Raw genomic sequence first — 17850 nt, 5'->3', positions numbered from 1 at the left:
TTTTTCATGCAGTTTTGTTTCTATCCAGAAGTACATTCCAAGGCTTGGGAGAACAACACAACCCGTATCTTTACCTGTTTATTCCCCAAGCCGCTCATGTTCGATCTGTTATTCCAGCATATTCAGCAGCACGTTATCCTGAGCAAGGACGAGCAGGCGTTCATCAAAACGCAGTTTATTCCGAAAAAACTTCGGCGACGGCAGTATTTCCTACAGGCTGGTGATGTGTGCGAGTACACGGCTTTTGTAAATAAAGGGTGCCTGCGTTCCTATATGGTCGATGATACGGGGGAGGAGCATATTCTTCAATTTGCGATGGAAAATCACTGGATTTCTGATATTCAGAGTTTTCAGACACAGACGCCCTCGAACCATAACATCGATGCGCTGGAAGATTCGGAGTTATTATTGATGAGTGTAACAGCCTCTGAAACCCTCATGAATCAGGTGCCTAAAATGGAACGCTACATCCGAATTTTACAGCAAAACAACCTCGTTGCCACCCAGGCTCGAGTGGAGTTGATCATGAGCCGAACGGGCGAAGTGCGGTATCTGAGTTTATTAGAGCAATACCCCACCTTATTTCAGCGCGTTCCGCAACACATGATAGCCTCATATTTAGGGCTGAAACCTGAAACACTAAGCCGGATACGGAAACGAATATCTCAACAAACAGGGTAACGTTTTATAGTTAAGTTATTGATTTTTAGTTTATTATCTGAAAAAACATTGACCCAGGTCAATGTTTTTTCTTGTTTCAGGTCAAGGGTTTTCAGCCCACCTTCACCCTACCTTTGCTCTGTTCTTAATCAGTAAATCACATGACAAAGACAATCGCTATCCTTGGTGCCGGAAATACTGCCGGAGCTGCCATTGCGCACGAATTGGCTGGTGCCGGGTACATTCTGCTGCTGATGGATAAACAATCGGAAAGGTGTGCGTCACTTCGACTATCCCTACTAAATGACAATCCGCTGTCTATGATTGAGGTCGCCACCTGCGCACGCGAAAGTGCCTGGGAGGCCGACATAGTTGTCCTCGCCCTAAGCGAACAGGAACAAGCCGAATCGGCACAGGCTATCTGTGAAGTGGTTACAGGTAAGCGGGTAATTTGGATTCGTGATTGCCCGGATGAAGCACCAGGGGAACAACTGATCGCAGTCCATCATCAGATCGAACTACTGGAGACTATGCTACCACACACCCGTATCATTAACGCTTCACTGGCTGATTTTCGCTATCACGCAGCCACGTTGCTGGCCTGATAACGACGCTGATCACTACTAAAAGACTATGAAACGTAAAGACTTTTTAACCGCCATGATAGGAACAACCATGTTACCTGGCTTCAAGCAGTTCACGAGCGAATTGCCTGAACAGGGCCCGGAAATGCCCGTTTTATTTGTAGGGCACGGGTCGCCCATGAATGGTATAGAAACGAATGAGTTTAGTAACTATTGGAAAAAACTGGCCAGTGAAATCCCCGTCCCGAAAGCTGTACTGGTTATTTCGGCCCACTGGCTGAGTCGGGGAACGTTGATTACGGCAATGGAATCACCAAAGACCATTCACGATTTCGGAGGATTTCCGCAAGCGTTATTCGACGTGCAATATCCGGCCAAGGGTAGCCCTTCACTGGCAAAAGAAACCGCTGGCCTGGTTCATTCGACTGTAGTGGGAATGGATCACGATTGGGGACTTGACCACGGTACCTGGAGTGTGGTGCGGCAGATGTATCCACAAGCCAATATCCCGGTTCTGCAACTCAGTATTGACTATACGAAGGATGGGCAGTACCACTATAATCTGGCGAAAGAGTTAAGTGCGCTGCGCCGGAAAGGAGTGCTGATTTTGGGTAGCGGCAACATGGTGCATAACCTGCGCATGATTTCGCTGCCGCCGTCCGGGAGTTTCAACGCGGCTTATGGGCTTGATTGGGCAATACACATGAACACGACATTTAAGAAACTAATCTGCAATGGCGACCATGCTTCGTTGATTGCCTACGATAAACTAGGGCCTGAAGCGCGTCTGGCCATTCCCACGCCCGAGCATTATCTGCCTTTATTATATACGCTGGGCTTGCAGGGGAAGAAGGACGAGGTTTCGTTTTTCAACGATGTAGCCGTTGCTGGTTCCTTGACCATGACATCAGTGAAAATCGCAAATGTATAATTGATCGGTTTGTATCAAACAGCTTCTGGCTGTTTGTGTCGAAGGTTAGATTATAAGCCTTCGGCTTAAACAGCCAGAAGCTGTTTGATACATTAAGCCAACAATAAACCTGATGCAACCTATTCAAACGCCCTGCTAATTAATCGGGGCGTTTTTTTATGTAATAAGCAGTATGATTGGGTTAGTTAGGTCGTACGTTTTTAAACGCTCTACAATCAGATAATTATTAAAATTCCATTAAAACTAGTCTTACTCGACTGACTATTTCTATATGCATTTTTCTATAGGGTATACAAATGCATAATTGCATTATTCCTATAATTTGATTTTGTTGTATTATAAAAAGCTAATGAATTAAGTACTCACTGAAATTGCCTATCTCTGCTAATTTTCTATTGTTTAAACGAAATTTGTTTAAACGAATATTGGTTATACCTTTGATACGCCCTAACTGACATGGAAACGCAACACCTAAATGAATACTACCGGCTTATTAAAAATCTGCACCAAACAGATGGCTACATTTTTAACCATTTTGGACAAAAGCTAGCGCCGTTTGATTTGTCAGTTCAACAGTATATCACGTTACGACGTCTTTCAGAAGTCTATCCTAACAGTTTGACTGCTGGCGAGTTGAAGGAAAAAATGACGGATTTGAACTCAGACATGACCCGGCTAACGGATCGGCTGGTGGCGAAAAACCTGATCGTTCGAGAAGTAGATCAGCATAATCGTCGGAAAGTTAACCTGCGGCTTACCGAAGAATCCTATCGATTTGTGGAGGCTGTAGCTATTGAGTTTAAGAATTTTGAGTCGATTGTCAGCCATTTAACTGACGAGGAAGTACGCATAATGAACACACTCCTGGATAAGATTAGAAATCAATCAGTAAAATGAAAAAATACGTAATCGGGGCTGGTCTATGGTTGCTGGGTCTGGGCTTTACAAACGCCCAGCCAACGCCATCTGTGCTTCCCCTGGATCAGGCCGTTCAACGGGCCTTACAAAATAACAAGGGTATTAAACTGGCCGATTCGCGCACGCTGGCGGCCGAAGCGCGTTCGCAGGAAGCGAAGGATCGCAGTTTACCACAAGCCAACGCATCGCTGGCTTATTCACGCTATAGTTTGACCGGTCCGGTCGCTTTTGGGCAGGGGAGCGATGGAAAGGCGTTGCTGTCGATTCCGGCAGGCGCATTCAACGCGATGATTGGGGGCGCCACGATCAGCAAGGAGCTATTTGGCGGCTTTGCCGAAAAATCAGCCGAACTATCGGCGAGTTTATTGGCCAAAGCCAGTCACCTCGATGCCCAGCGAAATCGGTCTGAACTGGTTTACACCGTTACCGACGCGTATTACAACATCGTCAAACTGATTCGTTCGACAAGTGTCATCGACCAGAACATCAAACAGTTCGACGAACGGGAGCGGGAGGCTCAGAATTTGCAAAAAGAGGGCGTTGTAACGGCCAACGAAGTTTTGAAAATTCAGCTACAGCGCAACAATCTACAGTTAAGCCGCCTGCAAGTGGAGAAAGCACGCCAAACAGCTCTTTATAATTTCAACCTGTTGCTCGGGTTGCCCGAAGATCAACTTATTACGGTTGACACAACACTGACCAACCCGGTAGCTACGGCCGAACCACTAAGCAACTTTATGGGGCAGGCTTTGCAAAGCCGTCCTGAGGTTCAGGCTAATGTGCTTCGTGTGCACTCGGCTGAGGCTATGTTACGTAATACGAAGAGCGTTATGTATCCGCATTTGGGTGCGTCGCTGGGGTATAATTACATTAACCCAACGGCCCGGATCATTCCCGAAGGAGGCTCCTTTATTAGTGCCTGGAATGTCGGGCTAGGCTTGAGTTATAATATTGGTTCGCTCTATAACATAAAAGGTAAGCTGAACACGGCTAAAACGGCTATCGATCAGGCCGATTTACAAGGGCAGCAACAAACCGATCAGATTCGCAGTGAGGTTGTTACGGCCTATAACAACTACCAATTGGCACTGGAACAGCAAAATGTTATCCGCACCGCTGTAGGACAGGCGCAGGAAAATTATCGCCTGACAGAATCCCGTTTTCGCAATGGACTCGTTGGCTCTACCGACTTCCTGGAGGCTAATAGCTTTCTGCTTCAGGCACAACTTAATGTCATTAATGCCACCGTGGATGCTCAATTGGCGTACCAACGTCTGCTAAAAGCCACAGGTCATAATCTTTAATCAACTATGTCAATGGATGATGAACAATGTAAAATGACTAATGCAGCCTGAACACTGCCACCATTTTTCATCATCCATCCCCTTTTTATAGAAATCATGAACAAGAAAACTTTATTCCAAGTAGGGGGCGTCATTGTCCTGGTCATTGCTATCTTTTTTGGGTATAGTGAATTTCGCTACCTGCAACGTCATGAAAGTACCGACGATGCGCAGATTGATGGCGACGTGAACCCGGTGATTCCGAAAGCCGGTGGGTATGTAAAAGCGATCAAGTTCGCCGACAACCAGTTTGTTAAAGAAGGCGATACGCTGGTTGTGCTCGACGATGCCGATTACAAAATTCGGGTAGCACAGGCCGAAGCCGCTTTGCAAAGTGCTATGGCTTCTGCCGGGGTGTCTCGTTCGCAGGTTAACGTGGCATCGGCTACGATTCAGAGTTCACAGGCAAGTGTGTTTACCGCTCGGAATCAGGTCGCTACTGCGCAGGCTAACTTAACGGCGGCTCAGGCCCGCGCTCGCAAAGCCAGCCAGGATTTTGATCGCTACAGCCGATTACTGGCCGAAAAAACCGTTCCCCAGCAACAGTTTGATGCTGTTGAAGCTGAGCGCGATGCCGCTCAGGCTCAGGTACAGGCGGCTCAGGCACAATTGCAAACGGCTCAGGCGCAAGTTGCTGCTGCCGGAACGCAAACGGGTGTTACCAGTTCGCAGCGCCGGGCTACCGAAGGTCAGATTACCGTAGCGCAGGCCGCTGTCAAACAACGTCAGACCGATCTGGATTTAGCCAATCTGCAACTTTCGTACACGATTGTACGGGCTCCGGTATCGGGTGTTGTGTCAAAACGGGCGGTACAAATCGGGCAGTTGGTTCAACCCGGTCAGGCGTTGTGTTCGATTGTTGGTAACACGTCTCTGTGGGTAACGGCAAACTTCAAGGAAACGCAGCTGAAACAAATGCAGCCGGGGCAAACCGTCGATATTGATGTGGATGCGTTTGAAGGGGATAAGCTGGTTGGTCATGTCGGTTCATTTGCCGGGGCAACGGGTGCGAAATTTACCCTGCTTCCTCCCGACAACGCCACGGGTAACTATGTGAAAGTGGTGCAACGGGTTCCGGTTCGGATCGATCTGGACAAAAACAGTCCGCTGTATGCCAAACTGCGCCCTGGTATGAGCGCTACAGTAGCGGTTGATTTGCAGGCTAAGTAATTCAATGAATAATGTAGAATGAATAATGCAAAAAGGTGGCCTGTGAAGTAATTGATTGCCTTTGAAGTTGTTCGCATTATTCATTTTACATTATCCATTATTCATCACTCTTTATGAAAAAATTAGGTTTTGATAAATGGATCGTCGTTATAACCGTTACGACGGCCGCCCTGCTGCAAACCATCGACTCGTCGATTGTGAACGTTACGCTGAACCAGATGATGGGTAATCTCGGCGCATCGCTCGGCGATATTAGCTGGGTCGTTACGGGCTACGCAGCCGCCAGTGCCGTTATGATTACGATGTCGGGCTGGTTGACAGCCAAACTGGGTCGCCGGAATTACTTTGCCGCATCCATCATATTATTTACGATTGCTTCGGTCTTCTGCGGAACCTCGACCAATGTATGGGAGCTTGTCTTTTTCCGGGTGGTACAGGGTATTGGCGGGGGAGGCCTGCTCACAACAGCTCAGTCCATTCTGATTCAGACATTTCCAAAAGAAGACCTGGGTATTGCCAACTCTATATTCGGGTTAGGGGTCATTATTGGTCCTTCCATTGGCCCTACGCTGGGGGGCTTCATTACTGATAACCTGTCGTGGAACTGGGTGTTTTACATCAACATTCCCTTCGGTATTCTGGCTACTTTCCTCACGTACACATACATTAAGGAACCCGCCGAGAAAATGGCGGCTGGTAAGATGGACTGGCTCGCGTTGATACTTCTGGTTATGGGTATTGGTGGGTTACAGATCATCCTGGAAAAAGGTCAGGAAAAGGATTGGTTCGATTCAGCATTCATCGTAGGCATGTCCCTTGCGGCTGGTATTGGGTTAATTGGCTTCATCTGGCGGCAACTGGCCGTTAAAATACCCATCCTGGATTTAAGACTACTGCTCCAGCGTCGATTTGCGGTGGGTACGCTGTTCAACTTTATCCTTGGTTTCGGGCTGTTTGCGTCGGTCTTTATCATCCCGGTTTTCTGCCAGACCATCCTCGGATTCACGGCCAGTCAAACGGGCTTGCTGCTCATGCCGGGCTCCATTGCCACGGGGTTGATGATGCCCATTGTGGGTGGATTGATGAGTAAAAACTACATATCTCCGGTTTGGTATGCGGGTATTGGCTTCCTGCTGTTCTTTGGTTTCTGTTTCGATCTGTCGGCCATTAGTTTGGCGGCTGGCCCGGATTATTTCTTCTGGCCGCTCATTATCCGGGGCATTGGCATGGGGTTGATCTTTATCCCGTTGACGACCGTTACCCTGGCTGATTTGAAGAATATCGAAATTCCACAAGGCTCGGCCCTTACAGGTATGATTCGTCAGTTGGGTGGTACCTTCGGAACGGCCATTATGACGACTTATATCTCAACACGCACCATGTTTCATGCGTCGCGGTTGGGCGATAATGTATCAATTTATAATCCGCTATCGGTTGACCGAATCAAGCAACTTACCGGTCTGTTTCTTTCGAAAGGGGATGCTTTGGCGGCAGCTACCAGCAAAGCCTATGGGCTGATGCAGGGTACCATGATGAAACAGGCATTGGTTATGACTTATGCCGATGCGTTTCTGGTTATCGGCGGCTTCTTCCTGATCTGTGTACCGCTGCTATTGCTATTTATCGGCAAGAAAATTGAAGCACCTGCTCACACGGAAATGGTGATGGAGTAAGATAATAAGAGTGCCCTATCTTGTTTGTAGTAGATTAAATAGCTAGAAATGCCGGGAGATTTTCTTCCGGCATTTTTGTGTTTCAACGTATGTGAACGTATCTGGATGCGACTTGAATTAATGACCTGTTTTGATTCACCCACCATGAGACCACAGACAAAAATGTGGTGATACCGGGTAAAAAAGAACTGCTGTCAGGTTTATTGCTACTCCACCAGTCGCATCAACCAGGCGGTGAGCAATCCGCCGTAAGTGCCCAGAACGTGACTCAGTACAGCCAGCAGGACACCAACAGGTGCCAGAGCGGGGTGAAAAATGGACGCTACCGCCGGGGCAGTGGATACGCCCCCAATGTTGGCCTGACTACCAACAGCGACAAAGAAATAAGGCGCTCGAATGATGCGTGCCGTGATGAGCATAACGGTAATGTGGATAAGCATCCAGATTACGGCTACCAGAAACAATCCCATATTGCCACCCAGATTGGAAAGATCAAGCCGCATGCCAATAGTCATGATGAGGAAGTAGACGAATAGCGTAGCCAGATCTGTTGTCCCTAATTTTTCGAGTTTTCGCAATCGCGTGAATGAAAGCCCGATGCCGAGGGAGGTGGAAAGAATAACAACCCATAGAAAATTGGAGGTAAACGGGTCCAGACCATAGGTCGTTAGGGACGCTTTGTAAGGTTGAAGCGTACTCGAAATGACATATGCCAGTGCATGAGCAAGCGCACCGCCCCCAAAACCAAGGGCCAGAATAGTACTTAGATCCAGTAAGTTGGCAGGTCGATCAGGTTCAACTTTATAGGCCAGAATCCGCTGTTTGACTTCCTCAATCGAACTTGTGTCGGCCTTGAGCCACCCGTCGATTTTGTCCCGATAAGCGGCTCCGTAAATCAGGCAGGCTGTCCAGGTTGTCGAAACGACCGCATCGACTACGAGGATTACGGCAAAAAGGGCTTCGTTGCAACCGTAAATTTCTTTCAAGGCCAGTTGGCTACTGCTACCGCCAATCCAACTCCCCGAAATTGTCACTAATCCCTTCCAGTATTCATTGGCAATGGCCTGTTCGCGAAAACCGGGAATGAGCCACATGACCAGAAAAAAGGCAATGGGTGCGCCAATAATGATGCCTACCGTGCCCGACATGAATGTAATCAGGGCTTTAGGGCCTAGTCGTATAATTGCCCGTAGATCGGCGGTTGAGGTAAGGAGTACCAGCGCGGCCGGTAATAAATAATTGGTTGATACTTTGTAAAGGCTGGATTGCTCGCCCGATATAATGCCCAGACTGTTCATGGCAGCCGGAAAAATGTAGCAGAGTAACAGCGAAGGTATGAACGTATAGGCCCGTTTCCAGAAGGGATGTTCTGACTGCGACGTTTTAAAGATGAGGGTCAGTAAGACCAGGAAAATGCCGAGAATAATGGCATCGTTCGTAATGAGTGGCTGCATCAATGGCAAGTTACAGCAAATCCGAATATGAAATTTTGATGGTATATAACGCATATGTAATCTGCGTTATATACCATCAGTCCTTAAAACAGACTTCGTTCAATACCCATCTCCAGTCCGCGTAATTCGGCCAGTCCGCGTAGTCGACCAATGGCCGTATAGCCAGGATTGGTTTTTTTACCGGGTAGGAGATCATCAAGCATGCGGTGCCCGTGGTCGGGGCGGAAAGGTAGGCGGTAATCCTGTCTGTCAGCGTCTTTTCGGCGGTTCTGCTCGACCAGAAGGGCTTTCATCACACCGTACATATCAACGTCACCCGCCAGATGGTCGGCTTCGTGGAAATTTCCTTCAGCATCGCGCTGGGTGGCGCGTAGGTGTACAAAATTGATGCGGCTACCCAATCGTTCAACCATGCCAACGAGGTCATTATCGGCCCGAACGCCATAGCTGCCTGTACAAAAACAAAGGCCGTTGTGGTCGCTTTCATACGCGGCCAATAGTTGCCGGGCATCAGCTTCTGTACTCACTACGCGGGGTAAACCCAGAATCGGAAACGGTGGATCGTCGGGGTGAATGGCTAATCTTATGCCTGCATCTTCGGCTATGGGTGTGATTTCCTGCAAAAAAGAGTACAGGTTAGCGCGCAGAGCGGCATCGCCGACTCCGTTGTAACTGGCTAGCACATCGGCAAAGGCTTCCAGTGTAAAGCTCTCTTCGCTGCCCGGCAAACCGGCAATTATGTTGCGAGTCAACCGTTGAACGTCTGTGTCGGAAGCCGCGTCGAGCCAGCGTTTTGCCTGAGTCAACTGGGTTTGGGTGTAACTTTTTTCGGCACCAGGCCGATTCAGAATATAGACCTCAAACGCGCAAAACTCGGTCGTGTCGAACCGCAAACCGGTAGACCCATCCGGCATTTGGTAATCCAGATCGGTACGCGTCCAGTCGAGCACAGGCATGAAATTGTAACAGACCGTGTCGATGCCAACAGCTGCCAGGTTTACCAGACATTCTTTGTACGTATCGATGTGCTGTTTAACGTTGCCCGACCGTTTTTTGATGTCTTCATGCACCGGGATGCTCTCCACTACCGACCAGCTTAAGCCAGCCTGTTCAATAATGGATTTGCGGTGTTTTATTTCACTCACCGGCCAGACTTTCCCGTTGGGAATGTGGTGCAGGGCCGATACAATGCCCGTTGCCCCCGCCTGTCGTACATCGGCCAGGCTAACAGGGTCGTTAGGTCCGAACCACCGCCATGTTTGTTCTAATGCCATTGATAGATTTATTTTTTATAGCTTAAACCGTCGCCGAACGTGAAAAGAGCATATCCTTTGGGCTTCAAATGCCCTGGCACATCGGATTGATTGTCGAGTACGGCCTGTCGGGAAACGGGTGTCGTAAACGGCATTTTTCCGGTTGGATTGAACGCGCCACTCAGTACGTCGAGTACTGCATCGGTTGTGGTGCCAAAGGTAGCCAGTACGGTTTTAAGGTTTGCGTTGTCGATTTCGTCAATGACCCAGGGGCTCGTATAATTGAGCAATAACACGGTTGGCTTCTGGCTCGTTAGGGCATTGATATGGGCTACATCGACCTTGTTTTTAGAGAGCTGAAGTTCAATAGGGCCGCCGTTTGAGCTAAACAAACTTCCGCTATTGGGCAGTAGCCAAAGTACCACGACATCCGCTTCTTCCTTGGTGGCAACAAACTCAAGACTGCCGGTATGGCTGATTGGCTTCAGCACGGTGATCGGGTCTTTTGACCGGCCATTATCGAAATAGGATTCCATATACACTTTCGTTTTTGGGGCCAGGGGGAGGAGGCTGGCCGAATTGCGCAGGAGCACAATGGATTTACGAAGAGCCAGATCGGCACGTTGTTGAAATTCTGGTTTACCAACCGTTTTCTGAGCCACCTCTGGGTCGACGTACGGGTTTTCAAACAGGCCCAGCACAAATTTCTCGCGGAGCAAACGGGCTATGGATTCGTTGATTCGCTTCTCCGAAACGAGCCCTTTTTTTACCGTTTCAAGCAAAAGGCCTGGGTCGCCGGAGCCGGAAAACAGATCGACTCCGCAGTCGATGGCTTTCTGGTATCGCTCCAGAATAGACAATTTTTCTACACCCCAGGGCATCATTTCGATAGGGCCGGTGTCTGAATTAATAATGCCCTGAAAACCCATTTTATCGCGCAGTAAATCCTTAATGATCGCTTTGTTATACGCGAAGGCTACCTCCTCATACTTTGTGCCGATGGGTTTGGCGTAATAGGGCATAATGGCCGATGTACCCGCGTCGATAGCTGCCTGAAAGGGTTTCAGGTGATAATCGAACATATTGCCGGGGTAATGCTGATCTTTACCCCAATCGAAATGCGGGTCCTGACCCTCAACCTGCGGTCCGCCACCCGGAAAGTGCTTGGTCGTTAACCCTACCGAATGGATGCCCAGTTTGGGCCCCTGAAAACCCAGCACAATTTCTCGGGTCATGTCGGCGGTCCAGTCGGCATCTTCACCAAAAGTACCTTCAATTCGTTGCCAGCGCGGTTCGGTCGCTAAGTCAGCCATATACTGGTACCCTTTACGCAGGCCAACAGCCGCCCACTCCTGCCGGGCAATGTCGGCAAATTCACGCGTGAGCTTTAGGTCATGCATGGCTGACAGCCCTAACTCGCCGGGCCATTTCGAGAAAATCGTGGTGCCCACACTCAGGCCAATAGACGCGTCGGCTGTAATGTGGTTGCGCGGATTCGAGGCCACGATAGCTGGAATACCCAACCGGGAGCTTTCGCAGAGGGCTTGCAAATTATTACTCCAGTCGGCCATAATTTTAGCCGAGGTATTGGCCCGCAAAATGAAATGGCGCAGTTGATTCTGCATCACGCCTTTGGTGGTTCCGGCGGCCATCATCATGGGGTAGGGCAGTGGCTTCCGGGTGAACATATTCATGTTCTGCACCAAGTCTTCCTCATTAAACCCACTCGTGATCTCTGCCTTTGGCGCGCCCTGCTGAAAGGATGCATCTCCCGCCAGTCGAGTTGTGCTAATGAGCATGAAGCCAACTTTTTCTTCAATAGTCATCTGGCTGATCAAGTCCTGAACACGCTGTTCGATGGGCAACCGCCAGTCTTCGTATTTATCGAGTTTGCCGTTTTTATTGAGGTCTTTAAACGAAAAACCGTTTGTTGTCAACGTTTTAACCGACCGAACACCCAGCGCAGGTTGTACGGGTTTTTGTGCCAATACAATGGTTGTTGTGAAGGCCAGAGCAACGACTGTCAGGTAGTTAGTAGAAAAGAAGGGTCTAAATGGTTTCATGTATTTTAGCAGCGCAGGCGGGTTTAGTTAGTAGGTACGTAAACGATAATTCGAGGGAATTCTAATTGATAGGTGCCTATTAAGTGAAGACCTTCGATTAGGAATGTTTTGTAAAAAAACAAGATTATGAACGTTTTTGCAGCCTCTTATCGTGAGTGATCACTCAGGAATATTATCTCTAATTATGACCGATAGCAAGTTATTTCTCGGGAAAAGTACAATATATCTACGCAAACGTTTTCGGGAACGCTTGCGTAACCTTATAATCCTTTAATTATTTATAAGAAAAGTAGTAATATTATGTGTGTCGCTTTAATAAAAGTAATTTGTTAGCTTATTTTTAGATAAGGAAGGAATATAATTATTTCAATGTGGTATGGGCGCAAAGAGCATAACGATCAAAGACATTGCGCGTGAGTTGAATATCTCAACATCCACGGTTTCCCGGGCGTTGAGAGATAGCTCGGAGATTGGTGCCGAAACAAAGAAGCGGGTCCTTGAACTAGCGCACCGGCTTGACTACAATCCGAACCCGGTCGCCCTTAGTTTGCTGAATAGCCAGAGTAACGACATTGGGGTTATCGTACCGGAGATTGCCAATCCATTTTTTGCTATTGTCATTGCCGGTATTGAAGACGTGGCATTTGCCCAGGGATACCATGTTGTTATTTACCAAAGTCACGAGGACTATGAGCGCGAGGTGCTGAATGTAAAACACATTTATAACCGACGAAAAGATGGCTTGTTAGTCTCCATTGCCACAACCACAACAGACTACTCCCATTTTAAACACATACACGATCGCGGATTTCCTATCGTGTTTTTTGATCGTATTTGCGAAGAAATCGACACGCATAAAGTATCGGTCGATGATTTTGACGGGGCTTACACCGCTACAGAACACCTTATCAACCAGGGTTGCGAGCGTATTGCCCATGTATCGGGCCCCGATCATCTGTTGATAAGCCGTCGGCGATTGCATGGCTATCGGGCTGCGCTACTGGATTACGGTAAACCTATAAGTGATGACTGGGTCGTTGCTTCGGCCTATTCGCCAGACAGCGCTCTGGAGGCCACACGCGTTTTGTTAGCCAGAGCTGACCGTCCGGATGGTATTTTCGCTTCCAGCGATAACATTGCCATTGGCTGTCATGCGGCCATTACAGAAGCGGGCTTATCAATGCCCAATGAGATTGCCTTAATCGGCTTTTCTGACCTGCCGATGGCTGCCCTGATGAATCCGCCCTTAAGTTCGGTAGCACAGCCTGCCTTCGAGATGGGTCGCTCGGCGGCCGAGTTGTTGATTAACCTAATCAGAAATCCCGGCGAACATACCACGTCGATCAGTAACGTTTTAAAAACAAAGCTGATCGCCCGCAAATCGTCGTTGCGGCTAATTGAATGAAGAGGGAAAAATTAAGAATTAATCATGGTTAGTTAATCAGATTGTATTGAGGTTGTTTAGTCTTTTGTTTCCGAACGGGTTTTTGTCATTCTGACGAAGGAAGAATCTTAAGGTATCCATGTCTGGAAGTGGGGATACCTTAAGATTCTTCCTTCGTCAGAATGACAAAAACCACTCTTCTGGCAGCTATTTCAAAAGTATAAACAGCTTCATTATTATTCACTCTTCATTTTATCCATTATCCATTAAAAACCAATAATTGGTCGTTAGCTGATATTTCTCCAGCCACCGGCATCGTATAGGTCGGTGATTCCATGACTTGCCAGTAAGCTCTTGGCGCGGGCACTCCGCATACCCGATGCGCAGCAAACGACAATCGGTTTCTTGTAGCTTTTAACCTTGGCGATTTTTGCATCAAGTTGATCTAATGGAATATTTACCGCTCCTTTGGCGTGGCCACCGGCAAATTCGCCAACTGAGCGTACGTCAATAATAACGGCTCCCTGAGCCAGTACTTCGTCGATTTTTCTCGTATCAGACGCTCCGAAAATTGATTTAAATATAGTCAACATAGCTTTTGTGGCGTTTAAGTTTCTGCGACAAAGCTATAAAATGAGCCAGGGTCCTTCCGTGACATATGTCACGGAAGGACCCTGGCTTCTGTTGTAATGGACAAGCTCATCCACCCATCATTCTGTTAAAATCACTTTGCGGCTTAAACGCTGATTGTTTTGGGTAAGTGTCAGCACATAGTTTCCCCTGTTTAGCTGGTCTACCGCTAACTGAATGATATTTTCCCCGGGTAATACCTGATGAAGCGAATGGCTTACGGGCAGAGCTGCCATACTGGTTAACTGCAGCACGGCTTCCCCGGCTGTTTGTGCATAGTAGCGTATTGATAGATTAGTCTGAGCAGGTACAGGATAAATATGCAAACCAGATTCCACCGCAGAAAACTCATTGGGTTCGATGGTTGCTACCCGTGCACCATTAAGGGGAACCAACCGAGCTCCTGCCCAATCGGCGTGATCGCACGTCGAGTTGTCGCCCCCATTGGTCACCACCAGTTTCAGTGTCTGCTTACCTGTAACGTTTAGATCAATTGATTTGGTAGCCGATGTCGACGTCATGATACCGCTACTGTAAATCAGAACGTTATCAACATAGACATCAAAACTTACTGTACCGCAACCCGTGTTGATCTCGTCATCAATACCCACATCTGTCAGAAAACGGGTATATTGACCATTGAGGTTGTAAATGATTTCGGAAGGTGAGTGAACTCCAAGCCCTTTCGTGTAAGTGACGCCATTGAGGGTTATGGTCTTACCATCCCCGGCGTTCGATTCACCATTGCTACGGTCTTTTTCTACAGGGCCATAACCACTTGTAGCACTTGCCCAATTCAAATCAGATAGATATATGCCTGTGCTAGTGGTAGCCGGGGGAGGGGTAACCGCTGTGGCTGGATACAAATACCTCTGTGGAACGGCTTGCTGTGTCTGTCCCGGATACTCCCAAAATAGTTTGGCTGTTGCTCCCCCAGTACCATCAAAATATTCCATCTTGATGGTGTAGCGCTGGCCGGCAGTTAGCGTAATTGGAGAGCTAACGTTGACAGTTGTAGCATGACCAGTCCAGTTAGTAACAAGTTGCGTACCGTTTACCCACAGCCGAACACCATCATCGGATGTAGTGCTGAATGAGTAAGTACCCGTTACAGGTGCTTCTATCTGGCCAGTCCATCGAACAGAAAAATTGTCGGAATTGATGCTGGTAGCAGGTGAACCGCTGCCCCAACTAAAGTTTATCGTAGCATCGGTTCTGGTTAGTACGGCTGGTGCTGCAAGAGTTGTGCTGTTGAAATATTCTCCCAAAAGACCAGTGCCATTGTCGCTGCTGGGGCGTATGCGGAAGAAGGCAGAAGCTGGAATCGTCTGTTTGCTGATACCGGGACCTTCGTAACGGGTTGTGAGTTCCTGGCCTGAGTTTCCCTGGAAGAAGAGAACTGTTATAGCGTGTTTTCCGGCTTTAAGGCCAATTGTTCCTGATTTTTCGATTGATGCATGAACCCCATCATTACTGACTACCTCCGTTGTACCAATGAGTAGTTTACTGCCATCGTCTGACGATGTATAGAACGTATAAAGGCCATCGGTTGGCACATTGATATAGCCTTTATACCGAATACCATACTGGTCTGTACGGTTGCGAACGGTAATGTCTGTGGTGGCAACAGTGTTTGATTTTGCCGGAGTCAGCGTAGTAAAATCAGGCAAATTACTCCAGGAGCCTTCATAATACTGGTAATCAAGACCGGCAACCGTATTCGCCGGATTTTCGGGAGCCCGTAATGGAGTTGATAAAGTAATATCTTTTAGTAAAACGACCATTGAATAGGCCGGTATAATTATCTGACCCGAGCACACTCTGTTTCGCATATCGCGAAAGGTGCCGTCTAGTGTGACCTGACTCGCATTAGCCGTTGGATTTGACATGCATTTGATATAGTCGTCGGGGTTGCCCGATGTGTAGGTAAGCGGACTATTTGTTGTTGACAAATCCTTGTTGTACTGACTTTGCCATTGCGCCAGCGAGAGATTAGCACCTGTGGTAGAATTATAGACGGCAAGAACCTTATAGGTGTCTTCGAAGGGGCGTGCATATGTATTATTGTCAAATTGACCATAGCTAACCAAATCATTTTGGTTCGACTCATACTTGACAGTAAACTGGTTAGCCAGTCGGCTTACAAAAACATTGTTCAGAATCTGGTTATTACGTGGCTGGCAACCACCTGCACTGGTAATGGATAACTGCCCGCCAGCGTTATTATAGGCTGTATTGCCGGTGAGCTGGATATTCGATGAACCATGCAGGAAAAAGCCATAGCCCTGACAGTTATAAACCGAATTACCGGTCACCTCAATATTGGTTGTACAATCGTCGAGGTAAATACCATTTGCCCCCGAAAATGTGCCGCTTGGTGAGCCTTCCGACGCCCCTATACCATTATAAACAATATTCGATATAAGGTGAATGTTGCTCATTGGCAGTTGATTCCCGTTCCAGATATACAGGGCGCTGCCATCACTTTTTGTCATACAAAAATTGCTGATCTGGTTGCGCTGAACCGTAGTATTGGTGGAGAAGTTTAGCGCATTGTAACCAATATTATCAAGCACATTATTCTCAATCAGGGTATTTGCTGTACTAGCCGACTGGAAGCCTACATAGGTGCCATCGCCACTTTTACCCCGACCCGGAATGAGGCCAATACGTCGAATGGTGTTGCCCCTAAACGTGATATTCTGGTAAGTTTCGATAGTTACGCCATTATTATTAGCCTCATCGATCAGGTTATTTTCCAGCAGAAATTGCTGTCCATCGCCTTTTATGCTGATTCCATCCTCACCTGACTGGGTAATATTGATATTGCTAACCGCAATATTTGAACTATTGGTGGCCAACAGGCCGGTGGCCAGTGTTTGAGTTACTTGTATATTTCGGATAGTGACGTAAGACACCGCCGACAAATTTATGCCCTCAGAAAAGGCTGTTGCCGTAATGACCTGACTGTTGGGGTTTGTCTGGCTGTCGTACAACAGGATAGTTTTGTTGGCTGGGTTGTAATACCACTCGCCTGTCTGGTCAAGGGTAGACGGGTGATTCTGAATAAAGTACCCCCAGTTATCGCTAATGTCATAATTGCCGCCACCAACAATTGTCAACGTATTACCAGTTTGACCCGTTATGGTGGCTCGATTTAATATCCATTGTACAGGCCTGAATACGGCTTCTCCGCCTGTCCAGGTTGTTGACAAGGCTTGCTGGCTGGTAAGCTGGGTTTTCCCCGAATGCGATTGAACAGTAAGGTAGCCCTTGTTTGATGCATCCAGATTGGGATATCGACCCAGTGGTAAGGGTACGTTATTCCGATATAATCCGGTTATCCGGTCTCCACAGTCAGGGCAACTGGCCTGCCATGTATTGTTGCCAGTATTGATCCAGTTCGTAACGAGTGCCCCACCTGTTATAATGGGTTTGTTGCCGGAACCATATGCGTCGATGACGATTGGACTACCAGCTATACCAGATTGAACTAGTTTCAAACTGCCCCGAAACGTTTCGTTTCGTTTAAATAGCACTTGATCGCCAGGTTGTAAAGGAAGGCTGTTGATTTTGAAAACTGTCTGAAAAGGGCTATCGCTTGAGCGACCGCTATTGGAGTCGTTTCCTGAGTTGGAAACATAATAAATGCTTTGCCCGAGGGCTGTCACACTACTAATGAGCAACAAATAAGTAATCAAATGGCAATTCTGAAGAACCACTCGCAGAGGTAAATTTCCTTTCATAGTAAGTATAAAGTACCTAGTTAATGAATTATGATATATGT

At 47.6% G+C, this 17850-nt stretch carries 13 protein-coding genes; 8 read left to right on the top strand and 5 right to left on the bottom strand.

Annotation, left to right across the window (positions count from 1 at the left end; all coding sequences use genetic code 11):
• Positions 1 to 96 precede the first annotated feature (96 nt).
• The 7 genes from CWM47_RS00145 (at position 97) to CWM47_RS00115 (ending at position 7279) form a co-directional block, all read left to right on the top strand.
• A complete protein-coding gene (locus CWM47_RS00145; RefSeq protein ID WP_100993663.1) occupies positions 97 to 681 on the top strand; it encodes a Crp/Fnr family transcriptional regulator in 585 nt (194 codons plus the stop codon).
• Positions 682 to 821: 140 nt separating this feature from the next.
• A complete protein-coding gene (locus CWM47_RS00140) occupies positions 822 to 1265 on the top strand; it encodes an NAD(P)-binding domain-containing protein (RefSeq protein WP_100985793.1) in 444 nt (147 codons plus the stop codon).
• A gap of 28 nt (positions 1266 to 1293) precedes the next feature.
• On the top strand, positions 1294 to 2175 hold the full coding sequence (gene ygiD / locus CWM47_RS00135) for a 4,5-DOPA-extradiol-dioxygenase (RefSeq protein ID WP_100985792.1): 882 nt from the start codon (positions 1294 to 1296) through the stop codon (positions 2173 to 2175).
• Between the two features lie 456 nt (positions 2176 to 2631).
• Entirely contained in the window at positions 2632 to 3072 is a 441-nt protein-coding gene (locus CWM47_RS00130; protein WP_100985791.1) for a MarR family winged helix-turn-helix transcriptional regulator, read from the top strand.
• The gene (locus CWM47_RS00125) at positions 3069 to 4397 is read left to right on the top strand and encodes a TolC family protein (protein ID WP_100985790.1); all 1329 of its coding nucleotides are present in this window, start codon (positions 3069 to 3071) and stop codon (positions 4395 to 4397) included. The genes CWM47_RS00130 and CWM47_RS00125 overlap by 4 nt, the downstream gene beginning before the upstream one ends.
• Before the next feature lie 96 nt (positions 4398 to 4493).
• Positions 4494 to 5606: an HlyD family secretion protein gene (locus tag CWM47_RS00120; protein WP_100985789.1), complete on the top strand. Its 1113-nt coding sequence runs from the start codon at positions 4494 to 4496 to the stop codon at positions 5604 to 5606.
• Between the two features lie 113 nt (positions 5607 to 5719).
• Positions 5720 to 7279 (top strand): DHA2 family efflux MFS transporter permease subunit, encoded by a 1560-nt coding sequence (locus CWM47_RS00115; RefSeq protein ID WP_100985788.1) that lies wholly within the window; start codon positions 5720 to 5722, stop codon positions 7277 to 7279.
• Between the two features lie 206 nt (positions 7280 to 7485).
• Here the strand turns inward: CWM47_RS00115 and CWM47_RS00110 are convergent, their stop codons facing one another.
• From CWM47_RS00110 to CWM47_RS00100, 3 genes are all read right to left on the bottom strand, one after another.
• A complete protein-coding gene (locus CWM47_RS00110; protein WP_100985787.1) occupies positions 7486 to 8733 on the bottom strand; it encodes a DUF819 family protein in 1248 nt (415 codons plus the stop codon).
• An 83-nt stretch (positions 8734 to 8816) separates the two neighbouring features.
• Entirely contained in the window at positions 8817 to 10007 is a 1191-nt protein-coding gene (gene uxuA, locus CWM47_RS00105) for a mannonate dehydratase (RefSeq protein WP_100985786.1), read from the bottom strand.
• Between the two features lie 8 nt (positions 10008 to 10015).
• Entirely contained in the window at positions 10016 to 12049 is a 2034-nt protein-coding gene (locus CWM47_RS00100; protein ID WP_100985785.1) for a glycoside hydrolase family 3 protein, read from the bottom strand.
• Between the two features lie 376 nt (positions 12050 to 12425).
• On the opposite strand from CWM47_RS00100, the gene CWM47_RS00095 reads away from it, so the two are divergent.
• Complete coding sequence (locus CWM47_RS00095; protein ID WP_100985784.1) at positions 12426 to 13454, top strand: LacI family DNA-binding transcriptional regulator; 1029 nt, start codon at positions 12426 to 12428, stop codon at positions 13452 to 13454.
• 266 nt (positions 13455 to 13720) lie between these two features.
• Here CWM47_RS00095 and CWM47_RS00090 read toward each other — a convergent pair whose 3' ends face one another.
• The gene (locus CWM47_RS00090) at positions 13721 to 14026 is read right to left on the bottom strand and encodes a rhodanese-like domain-containing protein (RefSeq protein WP_100985783.1); all 306 of its coding nucleotides are present in this window, start codon (positions 14024 to 14026) and stop codon (positions 13721 to 13723) included.
• Positions 14027 to 14143: 117 nt separating this feature from the next.
• Positions 14144 to 17809 carry an NPCBM/NEW2 domain-containing protein gene (locus tag CWM47_RS00085; protein ID WP_100985782.1) on the bottom strand — a complete coding sequence of 1222 codons (3666 nt, stop codon included), beginning with the start codon at positions 17807 to 17809 and terminating at the stop codon, positions 14144 to 14146.
• Positions 17810 to 17850: the final 41 nt, after the last annotated feature.

The sequence above is a fragment of the Spirosoma pollinicola genome (assembly GCF_002831565.1).
Lineage (GTDB): Bacteria > Bacteroidota > Bacteroidia > Cytophagales > Spirosomataceae > Spirosoma > Spirosoma pollinicola.
The sequence above is the reverse complement of the archived record's forward strand: the minus strand, read 5'-3'. Positions and strand labels throughout refer to the sequence as shown.

Coding starts and splice junctions, on each gene's coding strand:
- CWM47_RS00145 (WP_100993663.1), top strand. CDS start 97: ATGTTCGATCTGTTATTCCAGCATATTCAGCAGCACGTTATCCTGAGC.
- CWM47_RS00100 (WP_100985785.1), bottom strand. CDS start 12,049: ATGAAACCATTTAGACCCTTCTTTTCTACTAACTACCTGACAGTCGTT.
- ygiD (WP_100985792.1), top strand. CDS start 1,294: ATGAAACGTAAAGACTTTTTAACCGCCATGATAGGAACAACCATGTTA.
- CWM47_RS00140 (WP_100985793.1), top strand. CDS start 822: ATGACAAAGACAATCGCTATCCTTGGTGCCGGAAATACTGCCGGAGCT.
- CWM47_RS00095 (WP_100985784.1), top strand. CDS start 12,426: ATGGGCGCAAAGAGCATAACGATCAAAGACATTGCGCGTGAGTTGAAT.
- CWM47_RS00125 (WP_100985790.1), top strand. CDS start 3,069: ATGAAAAAATACGTAATCGGGGCTGGTCTATGGTTGCTGGGTCTGGGC.
- CWM47_RS00110 (WP_100985787.1), bottom strand. CDS start 8,733: ATGCAGCCACTCATTACGAACGATGCCATTATTCTCGGCATTTTCCTG.
- CWM47_RS00085 (WP_100985782.1), bottom strand. CDS start 17,809: ATGAAAGGAAATTTACCTCTGCGAGTGGTTCTTCAGAATTGCCATTTG.
- CWM47_RS00090 (WP_100985783.1), bottom strand. CDS start 14,026: ATGTTGACTATATTTAAATCAATTTTCGGAGCGTCTGATACGAGAAAA.
- uxuA (WP_100985786.1), bottom strand. CDS start 10,007: ATGGCATTAGAACAAACATGGCGGTGGTTCGGACCTAACGACCCTGTT.
- CWM47_RS00115 (WP_100985788.1), top strand. CDS start 5,720: ATGAAAAAATTAGGTTTTGATAAATGGATCGTCGTTATAACCGTTACG.
- CWM47_RS00120 (WP_100985789.1), top strand. CDS start 4,494: ATGAACAAGAAAACTTTATTCCAAGTAGGGGGCGTCATTGTCCTGGTC.
- CWM47_RS00130 (WP_100985791.1), top strand. CDS start 2,632: ATGGAAACGCAACACCTAAATGAATACTACCGGCTTATTAAAAATCTG.